The 17702-nt window shown below is 46.0% G+C and carries 18 protein-coding genes and 2 riboswitches; of the genes, 11 read left to right on the top strand and 7 right to left on the bottom strand.

Features of this window, described 5'->3' with window-relative positions; translation table 11 throughout:
- The first annotated feature begins 35 nt into the window (after positions 1–35).
- Both AR442_RS12770 and AR442_RS20335 read left to right on the top strand, forming a co-directional pair.
- Positions 36–710: a DUF421 domain-containing protein gene (locus tag AR442_RS12770; protein WP_014417568.1), complete on the top strand. Its 675-nt coding sequence runs from the start codon at positions 36–38 to the stop codon at positions 708–710.
- A gap of 1 nt (position 711) precedes the next feature.
- A complete protein-coding gene (locus AR442_RS20335; protein ID WP_014417569.1) occupies positions 712–882 on the top strand; it encodes a hypothetical protein in 171 nt (56 codons plus the stop codon).
- A gap of 41 nt (positions 883–923) precedes the next feature.
- Here AR442_RS20335 and AR442_RS12765 read toward each other — a convergent pair whose 3' ends face one another.
- Positions 924–1946, bottom strand: coding sequence for an acyltransferase family protein (locus tag AR442_RS12765; protein ID WP_014417570.1), 1023 nt, complete (start codon positions 1944–1946; stop codon positions 924–926).
- Between the two features lie 255 nt (positions 1947–2201).
- Between AR442_RS12765 and AR442_RS12760 the strand changes: the two genes are divergently transcribed.
- Together AR442_RS12760 and AR442_RS12755 are read left to right on the top strand one after the other, a co-directional pair.
- Complete coding sequence (locus AR442_RS12760) at positions 2202–4421, top strand: PAS domain-containing sensor histidine kinase (RefSeq protein WP_014417571.1); 2220 nt, start codon at positions 2202–2204, stop codon at positions 4419–4421.
- Positions 4418–4915: a methylated-DNA--[protein]-cysteine S-methyltransferase gene (locus AR442_RS12755; RefSeq protein ID WP_014417572.1), complete on the top strand. Its 498-nt coding sequence runs from the start codon at positions 4418–4420 to the stop codon at positions 4913–4915. The genes AR442_RS12760 and AR442_RS12755 overlap by 4 nt, the downstream gene beginning before the upstream one ends.
- 241 nt (positions 4916–5156) lie before the next feature.
- Here AR442_RS12755 and mtnA read toward each other — a convergent pair whose 3' ends face one another.
- The 3 genes from mtnA to AR442_RS12740 all read right to left on the bottom strand — a co-directional run bounded on the left by mtnA (position 5157) and on the right by AR442_RS12740 (position 8545).
- Positions 5157–6218, bottom strand: coding sequence for an S-methyl-5-thioribose-1-phosphate isomerase (mtnA, locus tag AR442_RS12750; RefSeq protein WP_014417573.1), 1062 nt, complete (start codon positions 6216–6218; stop codon positions 5157–5159).
- Between the two features lie 6 nt (positions 6219–6224).
- The gene (gene mtnK / locus AR442_RS12745; protein WP_014417574.1) at positions 6225–7409 is read right to left on the bottom strand and encodes an S-methyl-5-thioribose kinase; all 1185 of its coding nucleotides are present in this window, start codon (positions 7407–7409) and stop codon (positions 6225–6227) included.
- A 109-nt stretch (positions 7410–7518) separates the two neighbouring features.
- A riboswitch (SAM riboswitch) is annotated at positions 7519–7673 on the bottom strand.
- A 92-nt stretch (positions 7674–7765) separates the two neighbouring features.
- Complete coding sequence (locus AR442_RS12740; RefSeq protein ID WP_003154702.1) at positions 7766–8545, bottom strand: carbon-nitrogen family hydrolase; 780 nt, start codon at positions 8543–8545, stop codon at positions 7766–7768.
- 92 nt (positions 8546–8637) lie between these two features.
- Between AR442_RS12740 and AR442_RS12735 the strand changes: the two genes are divergently transcribed.
- The 6 genes from AR442_RS12735 (at position 8638) to spo0E (ending at position 13647) form a co-directional block, all read left to right on the top strand.
- Positions 8638–9834, top strand: coding sequence for a pyridoxal phosphate-dependent aminotransferase (locus AR442_RS12735; RefSeq protein ID WP_014417575.1), 1197 nt, complete (start codon positions 8638–8640; stop codon positions 9832–9834).
- Between the two features lie 36 nt (positions 9835–9870).
- A riboswitch (SAM riboswitch) is annotated at positions 9871–9970 on the top strand.
- An 81-nt stretch (positions 9971–10051) separates the two neighbouring features.
- Complete coding sequence (mtnW, locus tag AR442_RS12730; RefSeq protein WP_014721074.1) at positions 10052–11266, top strand: 2,3-diketo-5-methylthiopentyl-1-phosphate enolase; 1215 nt, start codon at positions 10052–10054, stop codon at positions 11264–11266.
- Positions 11263–11967 (top strand): 2-hydroxy-3-keto-5-methylthiopentenyl-1-phosphate phosphatase, encoded by a 705-nt coding sequence (gene mtnX, locus AR442_RS12725; protein WP_014721075.1) that lies wholly within the window; start codon positions 11263–11265, stop codon positions 11965–11967. Before mtnW ends, mtnX begins: the two co-directional genes overlap by 4 nt.
- Positions 11925–12554: a methylthioribulose 1-phosphate dehydratase gene (locus AR442_RS12720; RefSeq protein WP_014417578.1), complete on the top strand. Its 630-nt coding sequence runs from the start codon at positions 11925–11927 to the stop codon at positions 12552–12554. The genes mtnX and AR442_RS12720 overlap by 43 nt, the downstream gene beginning before the upstream one ends.
- A gap of 15 nt (positions 12555–12569) precedes the next feature.
- The gene (locus tag AR442_RS12715) at positions 12570–13106 is read left to right on the top strand and encodes a 1,2-dihydroxy-3-keto-5-methylthiopentene dioxygenase (protein ID WP_021493782.1); all 537 of its coding nucleotides are present in this window, start codon (positions 12570–12572) and stop codon (positions 13104–13106) included.
- A 280-nt stretch (positions 13107–13386) separates the two neighbouring features.
- Positions 13387–13647, top strand: a complete 261-nt coding sequence (spo0E, locus tag AR442_RS12710; protein WP_003154690.1) for an aspartyl-phosphate phosphatase Spo0E — start codon at positions 13387–13389, stop codon at positions 13645–13647.
- A gap of 210 nt (positions 13648–13857) precedes the next feature.
- Here the strand turns inward: spo0E and AR442_RS12705 are convergent, their stop codons facing one another.
- A complete protein-coding gene (locus AR442_RS12705; protein WP_029974827.1) occupies positions 13858–15375 on the bottom strand; it encodes a sporulation kinase KinD in 1518 nt (505 codons plus the stop codon).
- A 198-nt stretch (positions 15376–15573) separates the two neighbouring features.
- Here AR442_RS12705 and mhqR point away from each other — a divergent pair, with 198 nt between their 5' ends.
- Positions 15574–16020, top strand: a complete 447-nt coding sequence (gene mhqR / locus AR442_RS12700) for a MarR family transcriptional regulator MhqR (RefSeq protein WP_003154686.1) — start codon at positions 15574–15576, stop codon at positions 16018–16020.
- Positions 16021–16055: 35 nt separating this feature from the next.
- Here the strand turns inward: mhqR and motB are convergent, their stop codons facing one another.
- Both motB and motA read right to left on the bottom strand, forming a co-directional pair.
- A complete protein-coding gene (gene motB, locus AR442_RS12695; RefSeq protein WP_017417652.1) occupies positions 16056–16841 on the bottom strand; it encodes a flagellar motor protein MotB in 786 nt (261 codons plus the stop codon).
- Positions 16813–17628, bottom strand: coding sequence for a flagellar motor stator protein MotA (gene motA / locus AR442_RS12690; RefSeq protein WP_007408461.1), 816 nt, complete (start codon positions 17626–17628; stop codon positions 16813–16815). Before motA ends, motB begins: the two co-directional genes overlap by 29 nt.
- Between the last annotated feature and the right edge of the window lie 74 nt (positions 17629–17702).

Here is a 17702-nt window from a genome sequence, read left to right as displayed (position 1 = left end):
TCTTTGGAGATTCTACTTGTAAAGAGGTGACGTCATTGTTTGCCGTATTTTGGAAGTCGGTAGTTATGATAGCGGTCGGTACCTTTTTATTGCGGATTGCCGGACGGAAATCAATCAGCCAGCTGTCGGTGACCCAGACAGTCATCATGATTTCGATCGGCTCGATTATTATTCAGCCGTTTATTGAACATAATTTATGGGAAACCATTTTCGCGGCGGCGATTTTTATTGCGGTGTTAATCCTGATGGAATATTTAGAAATCAAATCAAGCTTTTTTGAGTTTTTATTTTCAGGAAAAACCGTCGCCGTTGTCAGAAACGGAAAAATCATCCCGGAAAACTTAATAAAAATGCGTTTTACCGAAGATCAGCTGTCAATGAGGATCAGACAGGAAGGCCTCGGAGACATTCAAGATTTTAAATATGTGCTGCTTGAGCCGAACGGACAGATCGGCTATGAACTCATTGATGAGGCCAAAAACGTGACAGTGCGCGACTTGAAAAAAATGCTTGATGAATTCAAAACAGATTTGCTGACAGAAGGAGGAAATCAAATGAAACGCAAAGCAGCAAAGAATGAAGCTTTAACCAATAACAACACACCGACTGAGAGCATGGACAAAGATGCATACAAAACACAATATGACGGTGATCCCGGACTGAGAGGCGCAAACCGCAAATCAAAACACGGCAAACAAGGAGGCGAGTAACATGACGAAAAAAAACCGCCACAGCAAAGACATGCAAAACCATAAAAAGCCGATGGACCCTAAATTGCTTGAAGAAGAGTTTGCAAGCGAGCTCGGTGATTATAACGCCGGAAAATGGATTGAAACGCTTGAACAGACGAAGCCAAAGAAAAAAGAAGACGGCAAAAAATAAAAAATACCTCTTAGGCGGCAACGCTTAAGAGGTATTTTGCATTATTTCGAATAAGCACCGTTTCTTGTTCCTTTCACCGCTTCAAGCAAGCCGGTTATCCGCAGCTCAATAAACGGCTGTGCGGCCGTTTTCACCGCATTGCTGGAGAGAATGGACGTAAGAGCGGCCGTTAACATTAAGAGTATGACTAAATTCTGATAATCAGACAAGTGATCTTCAAGCCCGATCTGCCGCAGCGTTTTTATAATGAATCCATGCAGCAGATATACGTAAAACGTTCTCGTCCCCCATTTCGTAAAGAAATAACGCTTTTGCGGAACGAGCGCCAAAAAGCTGAAAGTGGCGGCAAAGGCCAAAACATACCAGCCGATGCGCGACAGACCGCTCAACAGCGACACTGTGCCGAATGTGGAATAAGGCTCCGATCCGAACAGCCACGAGTAATCAAAGTCAATGCACCAGCATAACAGGAAAACAATCCCCAGCACGCCCGCGGCAATCTGCCTGCCTCTTTTAGCCCGAAGCAAATCAAAGTGCTGTTTCTTTAAATAAAACCCGACGAGAAACATCGGAAGAAAAACAAACGTCCGTGAAAGACTCAGCGTGCTGCTGATAAAATCAAGATACCCGATCATGACGGCAAGCCCGCAGCTCGCCCCAAGCGCCCACATTTTCGGCAGCTTCGTAAAGGGATAAAGCAGCAGATTCCAAAAGAATAAGCTGACTAAAAACCAGAGAGACCACTGCGGATCAATCGGATTGACGCTTGCCATGCTTTCATCCTGAATCAAATAGTAAAAAACTGAGTAAATGCCCTGAAAAATCAGGTACGGAATAATCAGCTTCACAGCCAGCTTCTTCACATAACCTGTCCGCTTAAAGTTTTTTGCGAAATAGCCGGAAACCAGGATAAAGGCCGGCATATGAAAAGTATAAATGAATTTGTAGAGATGGAGCATAAACTCATTTCCGTTAATAAATGACCGGAGGATATGGCCGAACACCACCAGAAAAATCAAGATAAACTTGGCGTTGTCAAAGTAACTGTCTCGCGATTTTGTCATAGCATCACCTTCTCTTCAAAAATCATCCACTGCATGATTATTTCCTGTTGGTGTTCATTTTAAAATAAAAAACAAAAAATTGAAGGAGGACAAAAGGGATTGTTAGGATGATGTAACGGGGAGGTAAGGATCGTAGAAAAAGACTTTAACTTGTCATATCATTGAAATTTTCTGAAATGTATAGGGCGAATGAAGGAAGATGAGGTATTTTGTAGAAATATTGAAGGATAGGTTTTTGAAGAAGGAGTGTACTGAATGGCTGAAACTCTGGATTTGCAAACAAACGAGTCGCTGAAAGAGCAGCTGAAGCGGATGAAAGAGGAAAATGACCGCCTGAAGAGTGATTTGAACCGGTATCACGTGATTATGAATAACACGCTTGATGCCATTTTTATATGCCGTAAGGAAATGAAAATCGTCCAGGCGAACGAGGCTGCGGCCCGGATGATGCAGATTGAGGCAGAGAACCTCATTAACCGCTCCGTCCTGGATTTTTTATATTCCGTGCCTCAGGAAGAACTGAATAAGGCCGTGAAAAAGTTTTTAAAAAAAGGCCATCTGTGGAAAGAGGTGCCGATTAAGCTTGACAGCGGCGCGACGAAATACATTGAATTCCTCGCCAGAGACGGAATTGGGGAGGATTATTTTTTTGTGGTGATGAGGGATATCTCCTCTAAAAAAATATTAGAGCGCGAATTCTCCATGAACGAGCAGCTGTTTAAAGATTTGTTTGACAGGGCTGTCGACGGCATCGTGCTGTTTGATAAGGACGGCGGGTTTATTGATGCGAACCTCTCTTTTTGCAAAAGCTTTGAGATCGGCCAGAATGAATTGTCCCATCTGTCGCTCCGCCATTTTACCGACGGAGAAAACAAAAAGCATCTGAAAGAAATCTGGGAAACCCTCCGCAGAAAAGGAAACGCCAAAGGAGAACTGCCCGTCAAGCTTCGGTCCGGCGAAGAGAAGCTGTTTGAATTTACGATTACGTCCAACTTAATCAGCGGGTTCTACATGTCCATTATGAGAGACATAACAGAGAAACGGCTGATGGAATTGAAACTCTTTAAAAGCGAAGAGCGATTCCGCGAAATTTTTGAAAACGCCATGGACGCGATTGTCATTTGGTCTGATGACGGAAAGATTGCCAAAGCAAACGAATCGGCGTGCCGCATTTTCGAACTGCCGATGGATAAGCTGGTGGAGACGAATTTATGTACGTTTATCGTTGATCCGCAGAAAAAATACAAGCAGATTAAGAAGAAATATGAAAAATACGGGGAAATCCGTGAAGAAATGCTGTTTCAGATGGCAAACGGCCAATTTAAAGAGCTGGAATTCACATCAAAACGAACCATACTTGAAGGTCAGCATTTAACCATTTTAAGAAATGTCAGCGATCGTAAGCGGATGGAAAAAGAATTGCGGGAAAGCGAGCTGAAATTCAGAAAAGTATTCAACGGCTCAATGGACGGCAAGGTCTTATTTGACAACCAATTCCGCATTATTGACGCGAATCCTCTCGCAAGCCGTATACTTGGTATGCCGGATGAGGAGCTGAGAGCGTACACCGTTCCGGATATTCTTTCTTTATTTGATATTGAAAACGCGGGTGTTCCCGCCAGAAAGATTGATTTAGAAGGAATGGATAATGAAATCCCCTTCCTGTTAAGCAGCAGCGACAGCCGCAAACTGGAATTCTCCTTCAAAAGAAATATCATTCAAAATATGAATCTGGCCATCTTTAAAGATGTCACAGAGGCCAAAGAGCTTGAAGAGAGGCTGCGGAAATCCGATACTCTTCATGTTGTAGGGGAGCTGGCGGCGGGCATCGCCCACGAAATCAGAAACCCGATGACAGCGCTGAAAGGGTTCATTCAGCTTCTTCAAGGAAGCATTGAAGGCGAATATTCTCTGTACTTTAACGTCATTACCTCAGAATTAAAACGCATCGAGTCTATCATCACTGAATTTTTAATTTTAGCGAAACCCCAAGCGATACTATATGAAGAAAAAGACGTGACGCAGATTATGAAAGACACGGCTGATCTTTTGAATGCCCAGGCCAATCTTGTCAATGTGCAGATCCATCTGAACCTGACCGGAAACATCCCGCCGATTTACTGTGAACCGAATCAATTAAAACAGGTGTTTATCAATATTTTAAAAAACGCCATTGAAGTCATGCCGGGCGGCGGCAATATCTACGTGACCATTCAGTCTTCTGATCAAGACCACATTTTGATTTCTATTCAAGATGAAGGAACAGGCATTTCCGAAGACAAATTAAAACGTCTGGGTGAACCATTTTACACGACAAAAGACAGGGGAACGGGCCTCGGCCTCATGGTCAGCTATAAAATCATCGAAGAGCATCAGGGCCGCATTCATGTGGAAAGTGAAGAAGGGAAGGGCACCGTTTTTCATTTGACGCTTCCGATCCGGCAGAATACGGAAGAAAGAAGAAGCGGGGAATGATCTGTTTTACAAGTGTAAGAGCGCCGTTTGGAACCGTCATCGTAACAGAGGAAGAGAGCTTTATTACCGGCCTGTTTCTCACCGGGGAAGATTTTGAGGAATGGCGGAAAGACGCGCCCAGCGTAAAGCCGTGCGAAACCGCTTTGCTGTCGGAGGCGAAACAGCAGCTGGCATCATATTTTTCAGGAGAAAGAAAGCAATTCTCTCTGCCTCTGAGACAAAAAGGCACACCCTTTCAGGAAAGGGTGTGGAACGCGCTGACGATGATTCCTTACGGGGAATCCCGAAGCTACGGCGATATGGCTGAAGCGATCGGAAAACCGAAAGCGGTGCGCGCCATCGGACAAGCCAATAAACGAAACCGGCTGCCGATTTTGATCCCGTGCCATCGGGTAATCGGCAAAAACAGCGCCTTAACGGGATACGCGGGCACGAAGACGGATGTAAAAGCGGTGCTGCTGAACATCGAACAAATATCCTATAAAGAAAAATAAAGCGTATGGCACGTTCCGTTTTTTTGCGTCCGACATATCATTTTATTAAGTGAAAAAAGTTGCCCTGATGAAAAAGGAGGACGAAGCCTGATGAAAGTGAGCCGTCCGCAAAAGATAGCCGGTTATGCAGAGCTGTTTTTTAAAATGCATCTCATTACAGCCGCCCAAAAAGATGAAGTGATTACGTTGTGCAGACAAAAAAACCGCTGACATTGCCTGAGGCAATATCATCAGCGGTTTTTCAGCTCAGCTGGCAGTCAGCGAATAATTGTTCAATTTCTTCCGTGTAAGAACCGGTCACAATTCCTTTCTCGGTTATTATGCCGGAAATCAGGCTGCCCGGTGTGATGTCAAAGGCCGGATTGAAGACCGGAACATCCTCGGGAGCGGTGCGTATGCCGGAGATCTGTCTGACTTCATCCGGATCTCTTTCTTCAATCGGAATCTGATCGCCGTTTTCAATCTGCAAGTCAAATGTCGAAAGCGGTGCGGCCACAAAAAACGGAATTTGAAAGGCGTTTGCCAAAATAGCGAGGCCGTACGTTCCGATTTTGTTGGCCGTATCACCGTTTTTTGCAATTCTGTCAGCGCCGACAATGACCGCAGAAATATGTTTTTCCTTCATTGTATGGGCGGCCATGCTGTCCGTAATGAGCGTGACATCAATTCCGCCCTGCATCAGCTCCCACGCCGTCAGCCGTGATCCTTGAAGAACGGGTCTTGTTTCACATGCGTAGATATGAAGGCCGAGGTCTTTTTGTTTCGCTAAGTAAAAGGGAGCAAGCGCCGTACCGTACCGGCTTGTGGCAATCGAGCCCGCATTGCAGATGGTCATGATCTGATCGCCTTTATTAAAAAGGTGCAGAGCATTTTGGCCGATCATTCGGCATGTTTCTTCATCCTCAATCTGAATTTGAATGGCTTCATGAACGAGCGTTGTCTTCGCTTCATTGATTGAGATCGCATCCCTGATCGAATCCGTAAGTCTGTCAAGCGCCCACGCAAGGTTGACGGCAGTGGGCCTCGAACTGTTTAAATACGCTTTGACATCCGCGAATTGACGTCGGAAATCTGAAAGGTCGCGGGCTTCAAATGACTTGGCGGAGAGCGCGAGTCCGAACGCCGCGGTTATACCGATGGCCGGGGCGCCCCTTACTTTCAGCGTGACAATCGCGTCGAATACATCTTCCTTTGTTTCAAGTTCCACATATTCAGTGACGTCGGGAAGCTTTTGCTGATTTAAAATGCGGATGTAGGTTTCTTTCCATTCTACAGAACGGGGGATGGCAAATTCATTGGTCATGCTGCATCATTCCTTTACACGGAGCTTAAATTGGTCCAGAACCTCGGTGATATGCTTCAGTTTTTTTCTGTTTTCGATATAATAGGCGCCGATGTCAAGCGCCAGCTTCTTCCGTTCGATTCGTTTGTCAAACGGAGTGATTTCATCTAAGTCAGCCACATGGGCGAGTCCGATCGTGCGCCGGATCAATTCGCATCCCGCAAAACCGACCGCTTCCTCAAACGCGTTTTTCAGTGTGTCTTCCAGCAGGTGTCTGCGGGAAGGCAAGCAGTCTTTCTCCCATGCTTCACTGAATGTTTTCACAAATGTATCCCATACGGCAGCGGTGTGGTCATATAACGGCTGTCTGTCGTCACCGTCGCGGCTGAGGGCGTTTAACAGCAGATTGGCGATAAATTGGCCGATGTCAAACCCGATCGGTCCGAAGAAAGCAAACTCGGGATCAATCACCTTTGTTTCATGTTCATCGGCGAAGATGCTTCCCGTGTGCAGATCGCCGTGAACCAATGTTTCCGCGGAATTCAGAAAGATGGCTTTCAATTCGTCAGCGCCTTCTTTCAGCCGGGAATTGTTCCAAACTTTTTCTGCGTATGGGCGCAGCTCCTCTTCAAAATCGTTTGTCTCATGGTCGAGAAACGGTTCTGTAAACACAAGCCTTTCTGTAATATTGCAAAGCTCAGGATTTGTAAACTGCTTTGCGAGCTGCTGCTTTACTTTCGCATCAAGCGCATAATCGGATGAGTAAAAAAGCGTTTTCCCTAAAAATTCACCGATATGAACCGATAAGTTCGGATAATGCTGCCCTTCCAGCAGCCCTTTTCTTGAAATCCGCAAATGGGAGAGGTCTTCCATTACCGTGACGGCCATTTCAGTATCGGAATAGTAAACGGCCGGAACGAGGTGCGGCACGTGTTCGCCCTGGCGGATGAGGGCGCTGCTTTCGATTCTCGCCCGGTCAATGGTAAGCGGCCAGCTTTCACCGACGACTTTCGCGTAAGGGATTGCCTGTTTAATAATCAGTCCTTTTTTGTTTTCTTTATCGTAAACATGAAAGACGTAATTTAAATTGCCGTCGCCGATTTCACGGCATGTCAGAGTGCTTTTGCTTTGGAATAAGCCGAGCTTGACGGCTAACGCGGCGGCGGAGCTTTCTGTTAATTGTTCATAAAGACTTGTTTTAGTTGCTGACATGGATTTACCCTCCAATTATGTAGTGGCAGTAAGAGATCGTGACGGAGAATACGCCCGAAAAAAAACCTCCTTCTCTGAAAGAGAAGGAGGCTGAAACAGTGCAGTCCGCCTCTTATCTCTCAGATAACATCTGATGGAATTAGCACCGTGCCTTATGAGACAATCGTCTCGGCGCAAAATGTACGCGCCCCATTTCACAATGGAATTACGGTCGGTTGCTGTTGGGGTCAAAAGGCCAATCCCTCGCCCAACTCTCGATAAGAGAAAAATATATTGATTTGTATCACAATTCGGATTAATCAGTTGATGAAAATATTAGCAGGTGCCGGATATTCTTGTCAACGTTTTTTTGAAAATTAATATAAATCACGCCGCAAGTCTTGGAAAACCGGAATGGTTCCGCGAACGGCCGCGCTTTCTGACACATCGATTTCCGCCCGGACTGCGCCTTCCGTCCGGTCTCCTTCGGCTAAAATCCGGCCCCACGGGTCAATAATCAGGCTGTGGCCGGCAAATTCATTATCGGGATTGGACCCCGTGCAGTTAGAGGCTGCGACAAAACATTGGTTTTCAATTGCTCTGGCGATAAGCAGGCTTCGCCAATGATCAAGGCGGGGCAGAGGCCATTCAGCAGAGATAAACAGGACATTCGCGCCCTGGGACGTATGCTTTCTGATCCATTCGGGGAAACGGATATCATAGCAGATCAGCCCGGCGCACTTGACACCGTCAAGCTCAAAGGAACCGTCACTGTTTCCTGCTGACAAGTAAAGGTGTTCATCCATCAGCTGAAACAGATGTGCTTTCTGATACCGCTTCACGATCTGTCCACTGTTATCGGCGATGTACATGGTGTTATAGACATTTTCGCCTTCTTTGACCGCAAAAGATCCGGCAACGAGGTGTACGTTGTATGTTTTTGCCGTTTCTTTAAGCCATTGTTCCGAAACTTTGCCGTTTTCATCCGCAAGCTGATCTAGCCGTGTGAGATCATAGCCGGTCGTCCACAACTCAGGAAGCACGATTACATCCGCATGGCGGCTTTCTTGCTCAATCAAAGATTCTGCTTTTTTAAAGTTTTCTGAAGGATTTCCGTATGAAATATCAAATTGCAAACAGGAAACGGTCCATTTCATTTTTTAACACCTCAAGTTTCTCTTTACTTTTTTTATTTAACCATATATGATGATGGACTATCATTTCAAGACATTTTTAGAAGGTGAAAAATATGAACTTTGAAATCTCAGATGTACTCAAACAGCTGCCGGAACAATTTTTCGCATCATTGGTGCAAAAAGTGAATCAAAAGCTGAAAGAAGGCAGAGACGTCATCAATTTAGGGCAGGGAAACCCTGATCAGCCGACGCCTCAGCATATCGTTGAAGAAATGAAGCGCGCCGTCGAAAGGCCGGAAAATCATAAATACTCATCATTCCGGGGCGCTTACAGCTTCAAAAAAGCAGCCGCTGCATTTTATGAAAGGGAGTACGGGGTCACGCTTGATCCGGAAACGGAAGTCGCCGTGCTGTTCGGAGGCAAGGCGGGACTTGTTGAGCTTCCGCAATGTCTTTTAAACCCTGGAGATACCATTCTGGTGCCTGATCCCGGATATCCTGATTACTGGTCAGGCGTCGCCCTTGCGAAAGCGAAAATGGAAATGATGCCGCTGACGGAGGAAAGAGGGTTTCTCCCTGATTACAGCGTAATTCCTGAAAAGGTGCGGAGCGAGGCGAAGCTGCTGTATCTCAATTATCCGAATAATCCGACCGGCGCTGTGGCGACAGAGGCGTTTTTCGAGGAGACGGTCGGTTTTGCGGAACAAAACGGCATTTGTGTCGTTCATGATTTCGCGTACGGAGCCGTCGGTTTTGACGGGCATAAACCGCTGAGCTTTTTGCAGACCGAAGGCGCAAAAGAGACGGGAATCGAAATCTACACCTTGTCTAAAACCTATAATATGGCGGGCTGGCGGGTCGGATTTGCCGTCGGAAACGCTTCTGTCATCGAAGCGATCAACCTTTATCAGGATCATATGTTTGTCAGTTTGTTTCCCGCGGCGCAGCAGGCGGCGGCAGCCGCTCTTTTAGCGGATCAGGCATGCGTCGCAGCGCAAAATGACAGATATGAATCGAGACGCAATGCATGGATTGAAGCCTGCCGCGATATCGGCTGGGATGTGACGGCTCCGGCGGGCTCCTTTTTTGCATGGCTCCCTGTGCCTGACGGTTATACGTCACAGTCGTTTTCAGACTTGCTGCTCGAGAAAGCGGATGTCGCGGTCGCTGCCGGAAACGGGTTCGGAAAATGGGGGGAAGGCTATATAAGAGTCGGTCTTCTGACAAGTGAAGAAAGACTTAAAGAAGCTGCGGAACGGATCGGGAAACTGAATCTTTTCACCCGAAAAAGCATTGACATATCAGGGTAACAATGCGATAATTCAAAATACTTTATAAAATCATTATTCTTATCAAGAGCAGGCAGAGGGACGAGCCCGATGAAGCCCGGCAACCGACTGATAAAGCACGGTGCTAATTCTTGCAGCAGGAGCTGAGAGATAAGATTCGGACATAACACGAAGCCTCTTTCTGCTCATACGGAAGAGGTTTTTTTATGTTTTGCGAAAGAAAGAGAGGCGTTCACGCATGAGCGAATTATTGGCAACATATCTTCTGACAGACACAACGGACAGTGAAAAGCGGGCGGAACAGATTGCGGCGGGGCTGACGGTAGGCTCCTGGACTGACCTGCCCCTGGTGAAGCAGGAACAGCTCAGAAAACATAAAGGGCGGGTCGTAAAAGTTGGGGAGAAAGAAGGAACCTCAGAAAACGAAACACAATCCGTCATCACCATCGCCTATCCTGAGGCGAACTTTTCAAGAGATATTCCGGCCGTCCTGACGACGGTATTCGGAAAGCTGTCACTGGACGGAAAAATAAAATTGACTGATCTTGAATTTTCCGAAGGGTTTAAACGCTCCCTTCCCGGGCCGAAATTCGGTATATACGGCATCCGCAAACTGCTGGGCGAATTTGAAAGACCGCTTCTGATGAGCATATTTAAAGGCGTGATCGGACGGGATCTCGCCGACATTAAAGAACAGCTCAGACAGCAGGCGCTCGGCGGCGTGGATCTTATTAAAGATGACGAAATTTTCTTTGAAAATGAACTGGCTCCGTTTGAAACCCGCATTATCGAAGGAAAACAAGTCCTGAAGGAAACCCGGGAGGAGACGGGGCATAAAACGCTGTATGCCGTAAACCTTACGGGAAGGACCGCCGAATTGCGGGATAAAGCGAGGCGCGCGGCAGAACTCGGGGCGGACGCGCTTTTATTGAATGTGTTCGCTTACGGTTTAGATGTGATGCAGAGCCTTGCTGAAGACAGGGAAATCCCGCTTCCGATCATGGCGCATCCGGCAGTCAGCGGCGCGTTCACATCATCTCCCGTTTACGGCTTGTCGCATGCGCTTTTGCTCGGCAAGCTGAACCGCTATTGCGGCGCTGATTTCAGTTTATTTCCGTCACCTTACGGAACCGTTGCTCTTCCGAAGGAGTCCGCGCTTGCAATCCATGATGAATGTGTAAAAGACGATGTCTTTCATCCGTCGTTTGCCGTCCCGTCAGCAGGCATTCATCCCGGTATGGTGCCATTATTGATGCGCGATTTCGGCATCGATCACATCATCAATGCCGGCGGAGGCATTCACGGCCACCCGAAAGGAGCCGAGGGTGGCGGAAAAGCGTTCCGCGCCGTCATTGATGCGGTGCTTGAAGCGCAGCCGATTGAAGAAAAAGCCGCGTCGTGCAAAGATCTTCAGCTCGCATTAGACAAATGGGGAAGGGTGGAAGCCGTATGACCCGCACACCGCTGATTATTTGTGATTTCGACGGAACGGTCACCATGAACGACAACATTGTCAGCATGATGAAAGAATTCGCGCCTCCTGAGTGGCTTGAATTAAAAGACGGTGTTCTGTCTAAAAGCATATCAATCCAAGAAGGAGTCGGACGGATGTTCGGACTGCTGCCGAGCAGCTTAAAAGAAGAACTGACCGGCTTTATCCTGAAGGATGCGAAAATACGGGACGGCTTTTTTGATTTTGTCTCGTTTGTCCGCTCAAACGACCTCCCGTTTTATATCGTAAGCGGAGGAATGGACTTTTTTGTGCATCCGCTTTTGGAAGGGATCGTAGAAAAGGAGCGGATTTTCTGCAATCATGCATCCTTTGACAATGAATATATTCATATAGACTGGCCGCACGCCTGTGACGGAGACTGCACCAATCAATGCGGCTGCTGCAAACCGTCAGTCATCCGGAAGCTATCCGATCAGCAGAAATTTCTCGTTATGATCGGTGATTCGGTCACGGATGTCGAGGCTGCAAAGTTATCCGATATGTGTTTTGCGAGAGATTATCTTTTGACTGAATGCAAAGAACTCGGCCTCCGGCATCTGCCTTTTCAAGATTTTCATGAGGTGAAAACAGGCATTGAAAACATCGGGGAGGTGCAGGCATGGCTGCAAAAGAAGAACGCTGGCGCGAACTTGCTGAGGTAAAGCGCGAGCTGGCCGAAAGAGACTGGTTCCCGGCAACGAGCGGGAATCTTTCCATCAAAGTATCCGACGGGCCGCTGACTTTTCTCGTTACGGCGAGCGGAAAAGACAAACGAAAAGAAACAGACGAAGATTTTCTCTTAATCGATGAGTACGGGAAGCCCGCTGAGACCGGCCATTCTTTAAAACCTTCAGCGGAAACGCTTCTCCATACTTACTTATACCAAAAGACAGACGCAGGCTGCTGTCTGCATGTCCATACCGTCAATAATAATGTCATCTCAGAGCTTTACGGGGATGAAAAACAAATCACTTTTCAGGGGCAGGAGATGATTAAGGCGCTCGGATTATGGGAGGAAAACGCGTCCGTGACCGTTCCGATCATTGACAATCCGGCGCACATCCCGGCATTGGCCGAAAATTTCGCGCACCATGCGGACGCCGGCTCAGGCGCGGTGTTAATCCGCAATCACGGCATTACGGCATGGGGGCGGACCGCATTTGAAGCGAAAAGGGTGCTGGAAGCCTATGAATTTTTATTCAGCTGTCACCTCAAGCTTCTGTCACTTCGTCCGCAGCTGGTAAAATAAAAGGAGGAATAGCAAATGGCGACCATCAGAATTCATGACGAAAAAAATATGATCATTGAACATCAGGAAGAAGTAGCGCGCTTCTTAGATGAACAAGAGGTGATCTATGAGCAGTGGAACATTGAAAAACTTCCGTCTGAGCTTTCGGAAAAATACGATCTAACCGAGGATGAAAAAGAACGGATTCTCGCGGCGTTTGACACGGAGATTCAGGACATTTCAGCCCGTCGCGGATATCAGTCTCAGGATGTCATTTCTTTATCAGATACCACGCCGAACCTTGATGAATTATTAAAAAATTTCCAAAGAGAACATCACCACACGGATGATGAAGTCCGCTTTATCGTCAGCGGACACGGCATCTTCGTCATTCAAGGCAAAGACGGCACATTTTTCGACGTCCGTTTAAATCCGGGAGATTTGATTTCAGTTCCGGAGAACATCCGCCACTACTTTACGCTTCAGGAAGACCGCCGGGTCGTCGCAATCCGAATCTTTGTGACGACTGAGGGCTGGGTGCCGATTTACGAAAATGAAAGTGTGCAAAACTGATAGACGCCCGAACCTCTCATGCACCCACCGGCATGAGAGGTTTTTTATTGTAATATAAAGTCAGCTGTGTCTGTTTTTTAATTCCTGAATATGCCGCATTCTGTTTATATCATTACCCGAATGGGTATTATTCTCGTATTCATGCTAAAGATTCCAATATGAAATGAAAAAATAAGTTATTTAGTAAAAAAATGTTTACAAATAAAGTATAATCTGTAATAATGCTCAATAACCCAATCAAACTTGTTTCCTATTCTTTTAGCGGTGAGGGGTGAAGTGAATGGGCAGTTATTCTGAACAAGAAAAATTGCTTGTATCTATTGATAAAAAAAGAAAAATGATGATAGATGCGGCTAACAGGCAAGGGTTTACAGGATATGACACGATCAGGCACAGCCAGGAACTGGACTGTCTGATGAACGCGTATCAGCAGCTGGTAAACCGTGATCGTACACATCACCAAGGAATACAGGGCCTTGTGAAGAAAATAGGCTTGTTCTCCCGCGGTGACGTCATGCCTGCATATGAAGCAAACAAATGATTGATGATAAAACAGATAACGAAGACTGAATGCGCTTCCTGATCAAGCGCCGCATCCGAAAGATGACCGCGTACAGTCAGCAGATTTTTCCGCTGGCACGGCTCACGAAGCGCCTCGTACTATCTGCCGGCTATGATGCCGTTCCTCTGGTATATCCTCTTACACATATTCTTCTTTAAATAAAAAACACCCCGATCCAGGGTGTTTTTTTCATCGAGAAGCGGCAGGGAGGGCAATGGTGACCTCTGTGCCCTTATCGACTTCGCTTTGAATGTCAATCGAACCGCCGTACATCAGCATGATTCGTTTACATACGACAAGGCCGAGGCCGGTGCCTTTTTCCTTTGACGTTACAAACGGAAGAAAAATGTGCTCAAGCATATCTTCAGAAATGCCCATTCCGTTGTCGGCCACCTTAATGACTGCTTTATGATCGCGGGCTTCTAAATAGATGGACAGCCGGCCGCCTTCCTGCATGGATTCCAGCGCGTTTTTCGCGACATTTAAAATCACCTGTTTAATATGGTCTTTCGTGCAGTTGACCTTGAGCGGCCGATTGACGAGAATCTCCACATTCACTTCCACATTATACAGATTCCCTTCAGAATAAATAATCGGCATAATCTCATCAAGAATATCCTGCAGCGAGTTCACTTCCAACCGTTCAGCAGTGGGTTTTCCAAGCACTAAAAACTCACTGACAATCTGATTGATCCGTTTAATCTCCTGCTCAATAATTGAGAAATACAGCTGATCTTCCTCCGATTTGTATTTTTTCTGCAAAAGCTGAATGAAGCCGCTGATCCCTGTAAGCGGGTTGCGGATTTCATGGGCGGTGCTGGCGGCAAGCGTTCCGATCAGCTCCAATTTCTGCGCTTCATTTTGAGCGCGCTCCAGCTGGGTCTTGCGCTTAAGCAGATAATATTGAACGAGGATGAACAGAATATTCAGCAGCACGGCAATACTGGACATCGGCAGCAGCACGCTTTTGGTCAGCTCATTCAGCTCAACCGGTTTCGGATAAACATTGATATTCCAATTAATATCATCCAGATAGCCGCTAACCGGTTTCACACCTTCTGATTGATCAGCCCGTCCGCTGGCAAATATCACTTTATTCTGATTGGTTGCCTTGACATAAACGTCAGGGCTCAGCATATTGATCATATTTCTCAAATAATCGACTTGTATGGCGGCTACTAAATAATCCGTGACTTCCCGTTTTGCGTCTAACACCGGCACGCAGATCGTGAAGATGCGCTGGCCTGTAATTCTGCTGGAGTAGTCATTTGTGATGACCGTTTTTTTCGTCTTTTTCGCCTTCGTAAAATACGGTCTGTCGGCCAAATTCACCTTTGATTTCAGATCAGTTGTGCTTGCGATGACATCACCTTTGGAATTCAGCATATACAGACCGCTGAATCTGGGTTCATCCTCAAAAGCCTGATCGAGAATGTCAATGATCTTTTCTTCATTGACAGGCTTATCGACAGCGATCGCAAGTGTTGTCATCCGGGCTTTTGTTTCACCGATTAAATAATTGAGCTTATTGCGGTGAAGGTTGAGCATCATACTGGCTTCCTGTATGTGTTTATCGGCTATTTTCTGCTTTTCTTTTTCATAAATGAAAAAGCTGATAATAAGTGCCGGGATGATCACCAATATGAGATAAAGCTTGATCTTTCCCCGGGCACCTTTAAATGTATTCACTCTGCATCGCTCCAACATTACACTTGAATAGAGGTATTATATCATTTTTATACTTCTTTAATAAGAAAAAATAACCAAAATGATAGAAAAACAAATTATTTTATTAAGGTCAGACAAAAAGAAGAGAAATTTTGGAAACATTTTTGTTGACATTTTTCATTTTGTTTATTAATGTTTCTCTGTAACGGTTTCTTTTGTAAAAGGATGATTGAATGTATGACGGATAAAACAGAAAACTCATTGAAATTATTTATTGTACTGTCACGTGCGTACCGATCTATTAACGACCATATGAATAAACATATTCATAAGCACGGCCTGAACCCGACGGAATTTGCGGTGCTTGAGCTGCTGTACCACAAAGGCAACCAGCCGCTTCAGCAGATCGGCGACAAAATTTTATTAGCGAGCGGAAGTATTACATACGTTGTTGACAAATTAGAGAAAAAAGAACTTCTCATCAGAAAAGCTTCGCCGACTGACAGAAGAGTGACTTTCGCACAGATTTCCGAAAAGGGAATCCGTCTTTTGGACGATATTTTCCCTGATCATGCTGAAGAAATTAAAGAAATGATCAGTGTGCTGAGTGATGAAGAGATAGAAATGTGTACGGAAATGCTGAAAAGAGTGGGATTAAACGCTAAACATTTTCATCAGAAATAAAAAAGGAAGCCATTTGAAAGGCTTCCTTTTTTATATTACTGATTTTGGTCAGTCGCGGCGTTTCTAGGCTGTATCAATACCTCGACGCGCCTGTTTTTGCTGCGCCCTTCAGCGGTTTTGTTCGACACGGCCGGTTTATACTCTCCGAAACCTTTGGCGCTGAAAACTTTTGCGTCAAGTTTCGGGTTTTCTGTCAGAATAGCCATGAAGTTGACGGCCCGCATGACGCTTAAATGCCAGTTAGATTGATATTGTGAGTTTTTAATCGGTACATTGTCCGTATGTCCGCTGATGATAATGTTCCTCGGCGGATTCAGCACAAGGAGATTCGAGATTTCCTTGGCAAGCGGAATATCTTCCTGACGGATATCCGCCCGTCCGGAATCAAAAAAGATACTGTCTTTAATCGTAATTAAGAGTCCTTCTTTAGTCAGCTTTGTTTCAAGCTGAGTTTCAAGCTTTTTATTTTTTATAAATTGATTGACTTGCTTTTGCACGCCTTCAAGTTCTTCGCGGTCGGCTGCTTCTCTTTCTTTCTTTTTCTGTTCTTTATCTTTTTCCTTGTCTTTTTTTAACTGATCAACGCCGTCTTTTTCGTTTTCAGGAGGGGTGAGGCTTGAATATTCAAGAACACCCGTGCCTCCGGTAAACACGGCGTTAAATGATTTAGACAGCATTTGGAATTTCGCCGCATCGACCGAGCTCATGGCGAACAATACAATGAACAGAGCCAAAAGAAGGGTGAGCAAATCCGCGTACGGGATCAGCCAAGACTCATCCACATGCTCGTCATCATGCTTCTTCTTCTTTTTTCTCGCCATTGTTTGCCTCTCCTTCTTGTTCAGCGACTTTTGCGCGTTCATTCGCAGGAAGATACATGAGAAGTTTTTGTTCGATCACTTTCGGAGCCTGTCCTTCAAGCACTGACAGAACGCCTTCGATCATGATTTCACGCAGTTTGACTTCCTGTTTTGATTTGCGTTTCAGTTTGTTGGCGAAGGGATGCCATAGTACATATCCTGTGAAAATCCCGAGAAGGGTGGCGACAAACGCCGCACTGATGGCATGTCCGAGCGCCTCGGTGTTGTTCATGTTGGAAAGAGCGGCGATAAGGCCGATGACCGCACCCAAAACGCCGAGTGTCGGCGCATATGTGCCGGCTTGTGTAAAGATGGCTGCGCCGGCCTGGTGTCTGTCTTCCATCGCTTCAACTTCCTCAGTCATAATATCTCTGATAAATTCTGCGCTTTGTCCGTCAACCGCCATGCTCAGGCCGTTTTTCAAAAATGCGTCATCCACGTCTTCAATGCTTGCTTCCAATGCGAGCAGACCTTCACGTCTGGCGATTTGCGCCCATTGAGAGAACATAGGAATTAATTGCGCAATTGTCAGCTGTTTGTTTTCTTTAAACAGCACTTTAAAAAGGGCAGGCACTTTTTTGATTTCTTTTCCGGGGAATGCGATGATCACCGCAGAAATCGTACCGAACAAAATAATCAGAATAGCTGCCGGGTTAGCGAGTGCGCTTAAGCTGACCCCTTTCAGCACCATGCCCACGCTTAAAGCAATCAAGGCGAGGATGATACCGATAATCGATGTTTTATCCATAGTTTTCACCAAATCCTTTATACTAGCTTTCTATGGTTAATATCGGTGGCAGTGCATGGAACTTTAGGGTGATT

Origin of the sequence: Bacillus velezensis, assembly GCF_001461825.1 — a bacterium.
Taxonomy (GTDB): domain Bacteria; phylum Bacillota; class Bacilli; order Bacillales; family Bacillaceae; genus Bacillus; species Bacillus velezensis.
This window is presented reverse-complemented; position numbering and strand designations above follow the sequence as displayed.

What these genes read in the sequence shown, in the direction of transcription:
- AR442_RS12720 (WP_014417578.1), top strand. Translation starts at nt 11,925, where the DNA reads ATGGCTGCAAAAGAAGAACGCTGGCGCGAACTTGCTGAGGTAAAGCGC.
- spo0E (WP_003154690.1), top strand. Translation starts at nt 13,387, where the DNA reads ATGGGCAGTTATTCTGAACAAGAAAAATTGCTTGTATCTATTGATAAA.
- AR442_RS12740 (WP_003154702.1), bottom strand. Translation starts at nt 8,545, where the DNA reads ATGAAATGGACCGTTTCCTGTTTGCAATTTGATATTTCATACGGAAAT.
- mtnW (WP_014721074.1), top strand. Translation starts at nt 10,052, where the DNA reads ATGAGCGAATTATTGGCAACATATCTTCTGACAGACACAACGGACAGT.
- AR442_RS20335 (WP_014417569.1), top strand. Translation starts at nt 712, where the DNA reads ATGACGAAAAAAAACCGCCACAGCAAAGACATGCAAAACCATAAAAAG.
- AR442_RS12755 (WP_014417572.1), top strand. Translation starts at nt 4,418, where the DNA reads ATGATCTGTTTTACAAGTGTAAGAGCGCCGTTTGGAACCGTCATCGTA.
- AR442_RS12715 (WP_021493782.1), top strand. Translation starts at nt 12,570, where the DNA reads ATGGCGACCATCAGAATTCATGACGAAAAAAATATGATCATTGAACAT.
- AR442_RS12760 (WP_014417571.1), top strand. Translation starts at nt 2,202, where the DNA reads ATGGCTGAAACTCTGGATTTGCAAACAAACGAGTCGCTGAAAGAGCAG.
- mtnA (WP_014417573.1), bottom strand. Translation starts at nt 6,218, where the DNA reads ATGACCAATGAATTTGCCATCCCCCGTTCTGTAGAATGGAAAGAAACC.
- AR442_RS12705 (WP_029974827.1), bottom strand. Translation starts at nt 15,375, where the DNA reads ATGTTGGAGCGATGCAGAGTGAATACATTTAAAGGTGCCCGGGGAAAG.
- mtnK (WP_014417574.1), bottom strand. Translation starts at nt 7,409, where the DNA reads ATGTCAGCAACTAAAACAAGTCTTTATGAACAATTAACAGAAAGCTCC.
- motB (WP_017417652.1), bottom strand. Translation starts at nt 16,841, where the DNA reads ATGGCGAGAAAAAAGAAGAAGAAGCATGATGACGAGCATGTGGATGAG.
- AR442_RS12735 (WP_014417575.1), top strand. Translation starts at nt 8,638, where the DNA reads ATGAACTTTGAAATCTCAGATGTACTCAAACAGCTGCCGGAACAATTT.
- mhqR (WP_003154686.1), top strand. Translation starts at nt 15,574, where the DNA reads ATGACGGATAAAACAGAAAACTCATTGAAATTATTTATTGTACTGTCA.
- AR442_RS12765 (WP_014417570.1), bottom strand. Translation starts at nt 1,946, where the DNA reads ATGACAAAATCGCGAGACAGTTACTTTGACAACGCCAAGTTTATCTTG.
- motA (WP_007408461.1), bottom strand. Translation starts at nt 17,628, where the DNA reads ATGGATAAAACATCGATTATCGGTATCATCCTCGCCTTGATTGCTTTA.
- mtnX (WP_014721075.1), top strand. Translation starts at nt 11,263, where the DNA reads ATGACCCGCACACCGCTGATTATTTGTGATTTCGACGGAACGGTCACC.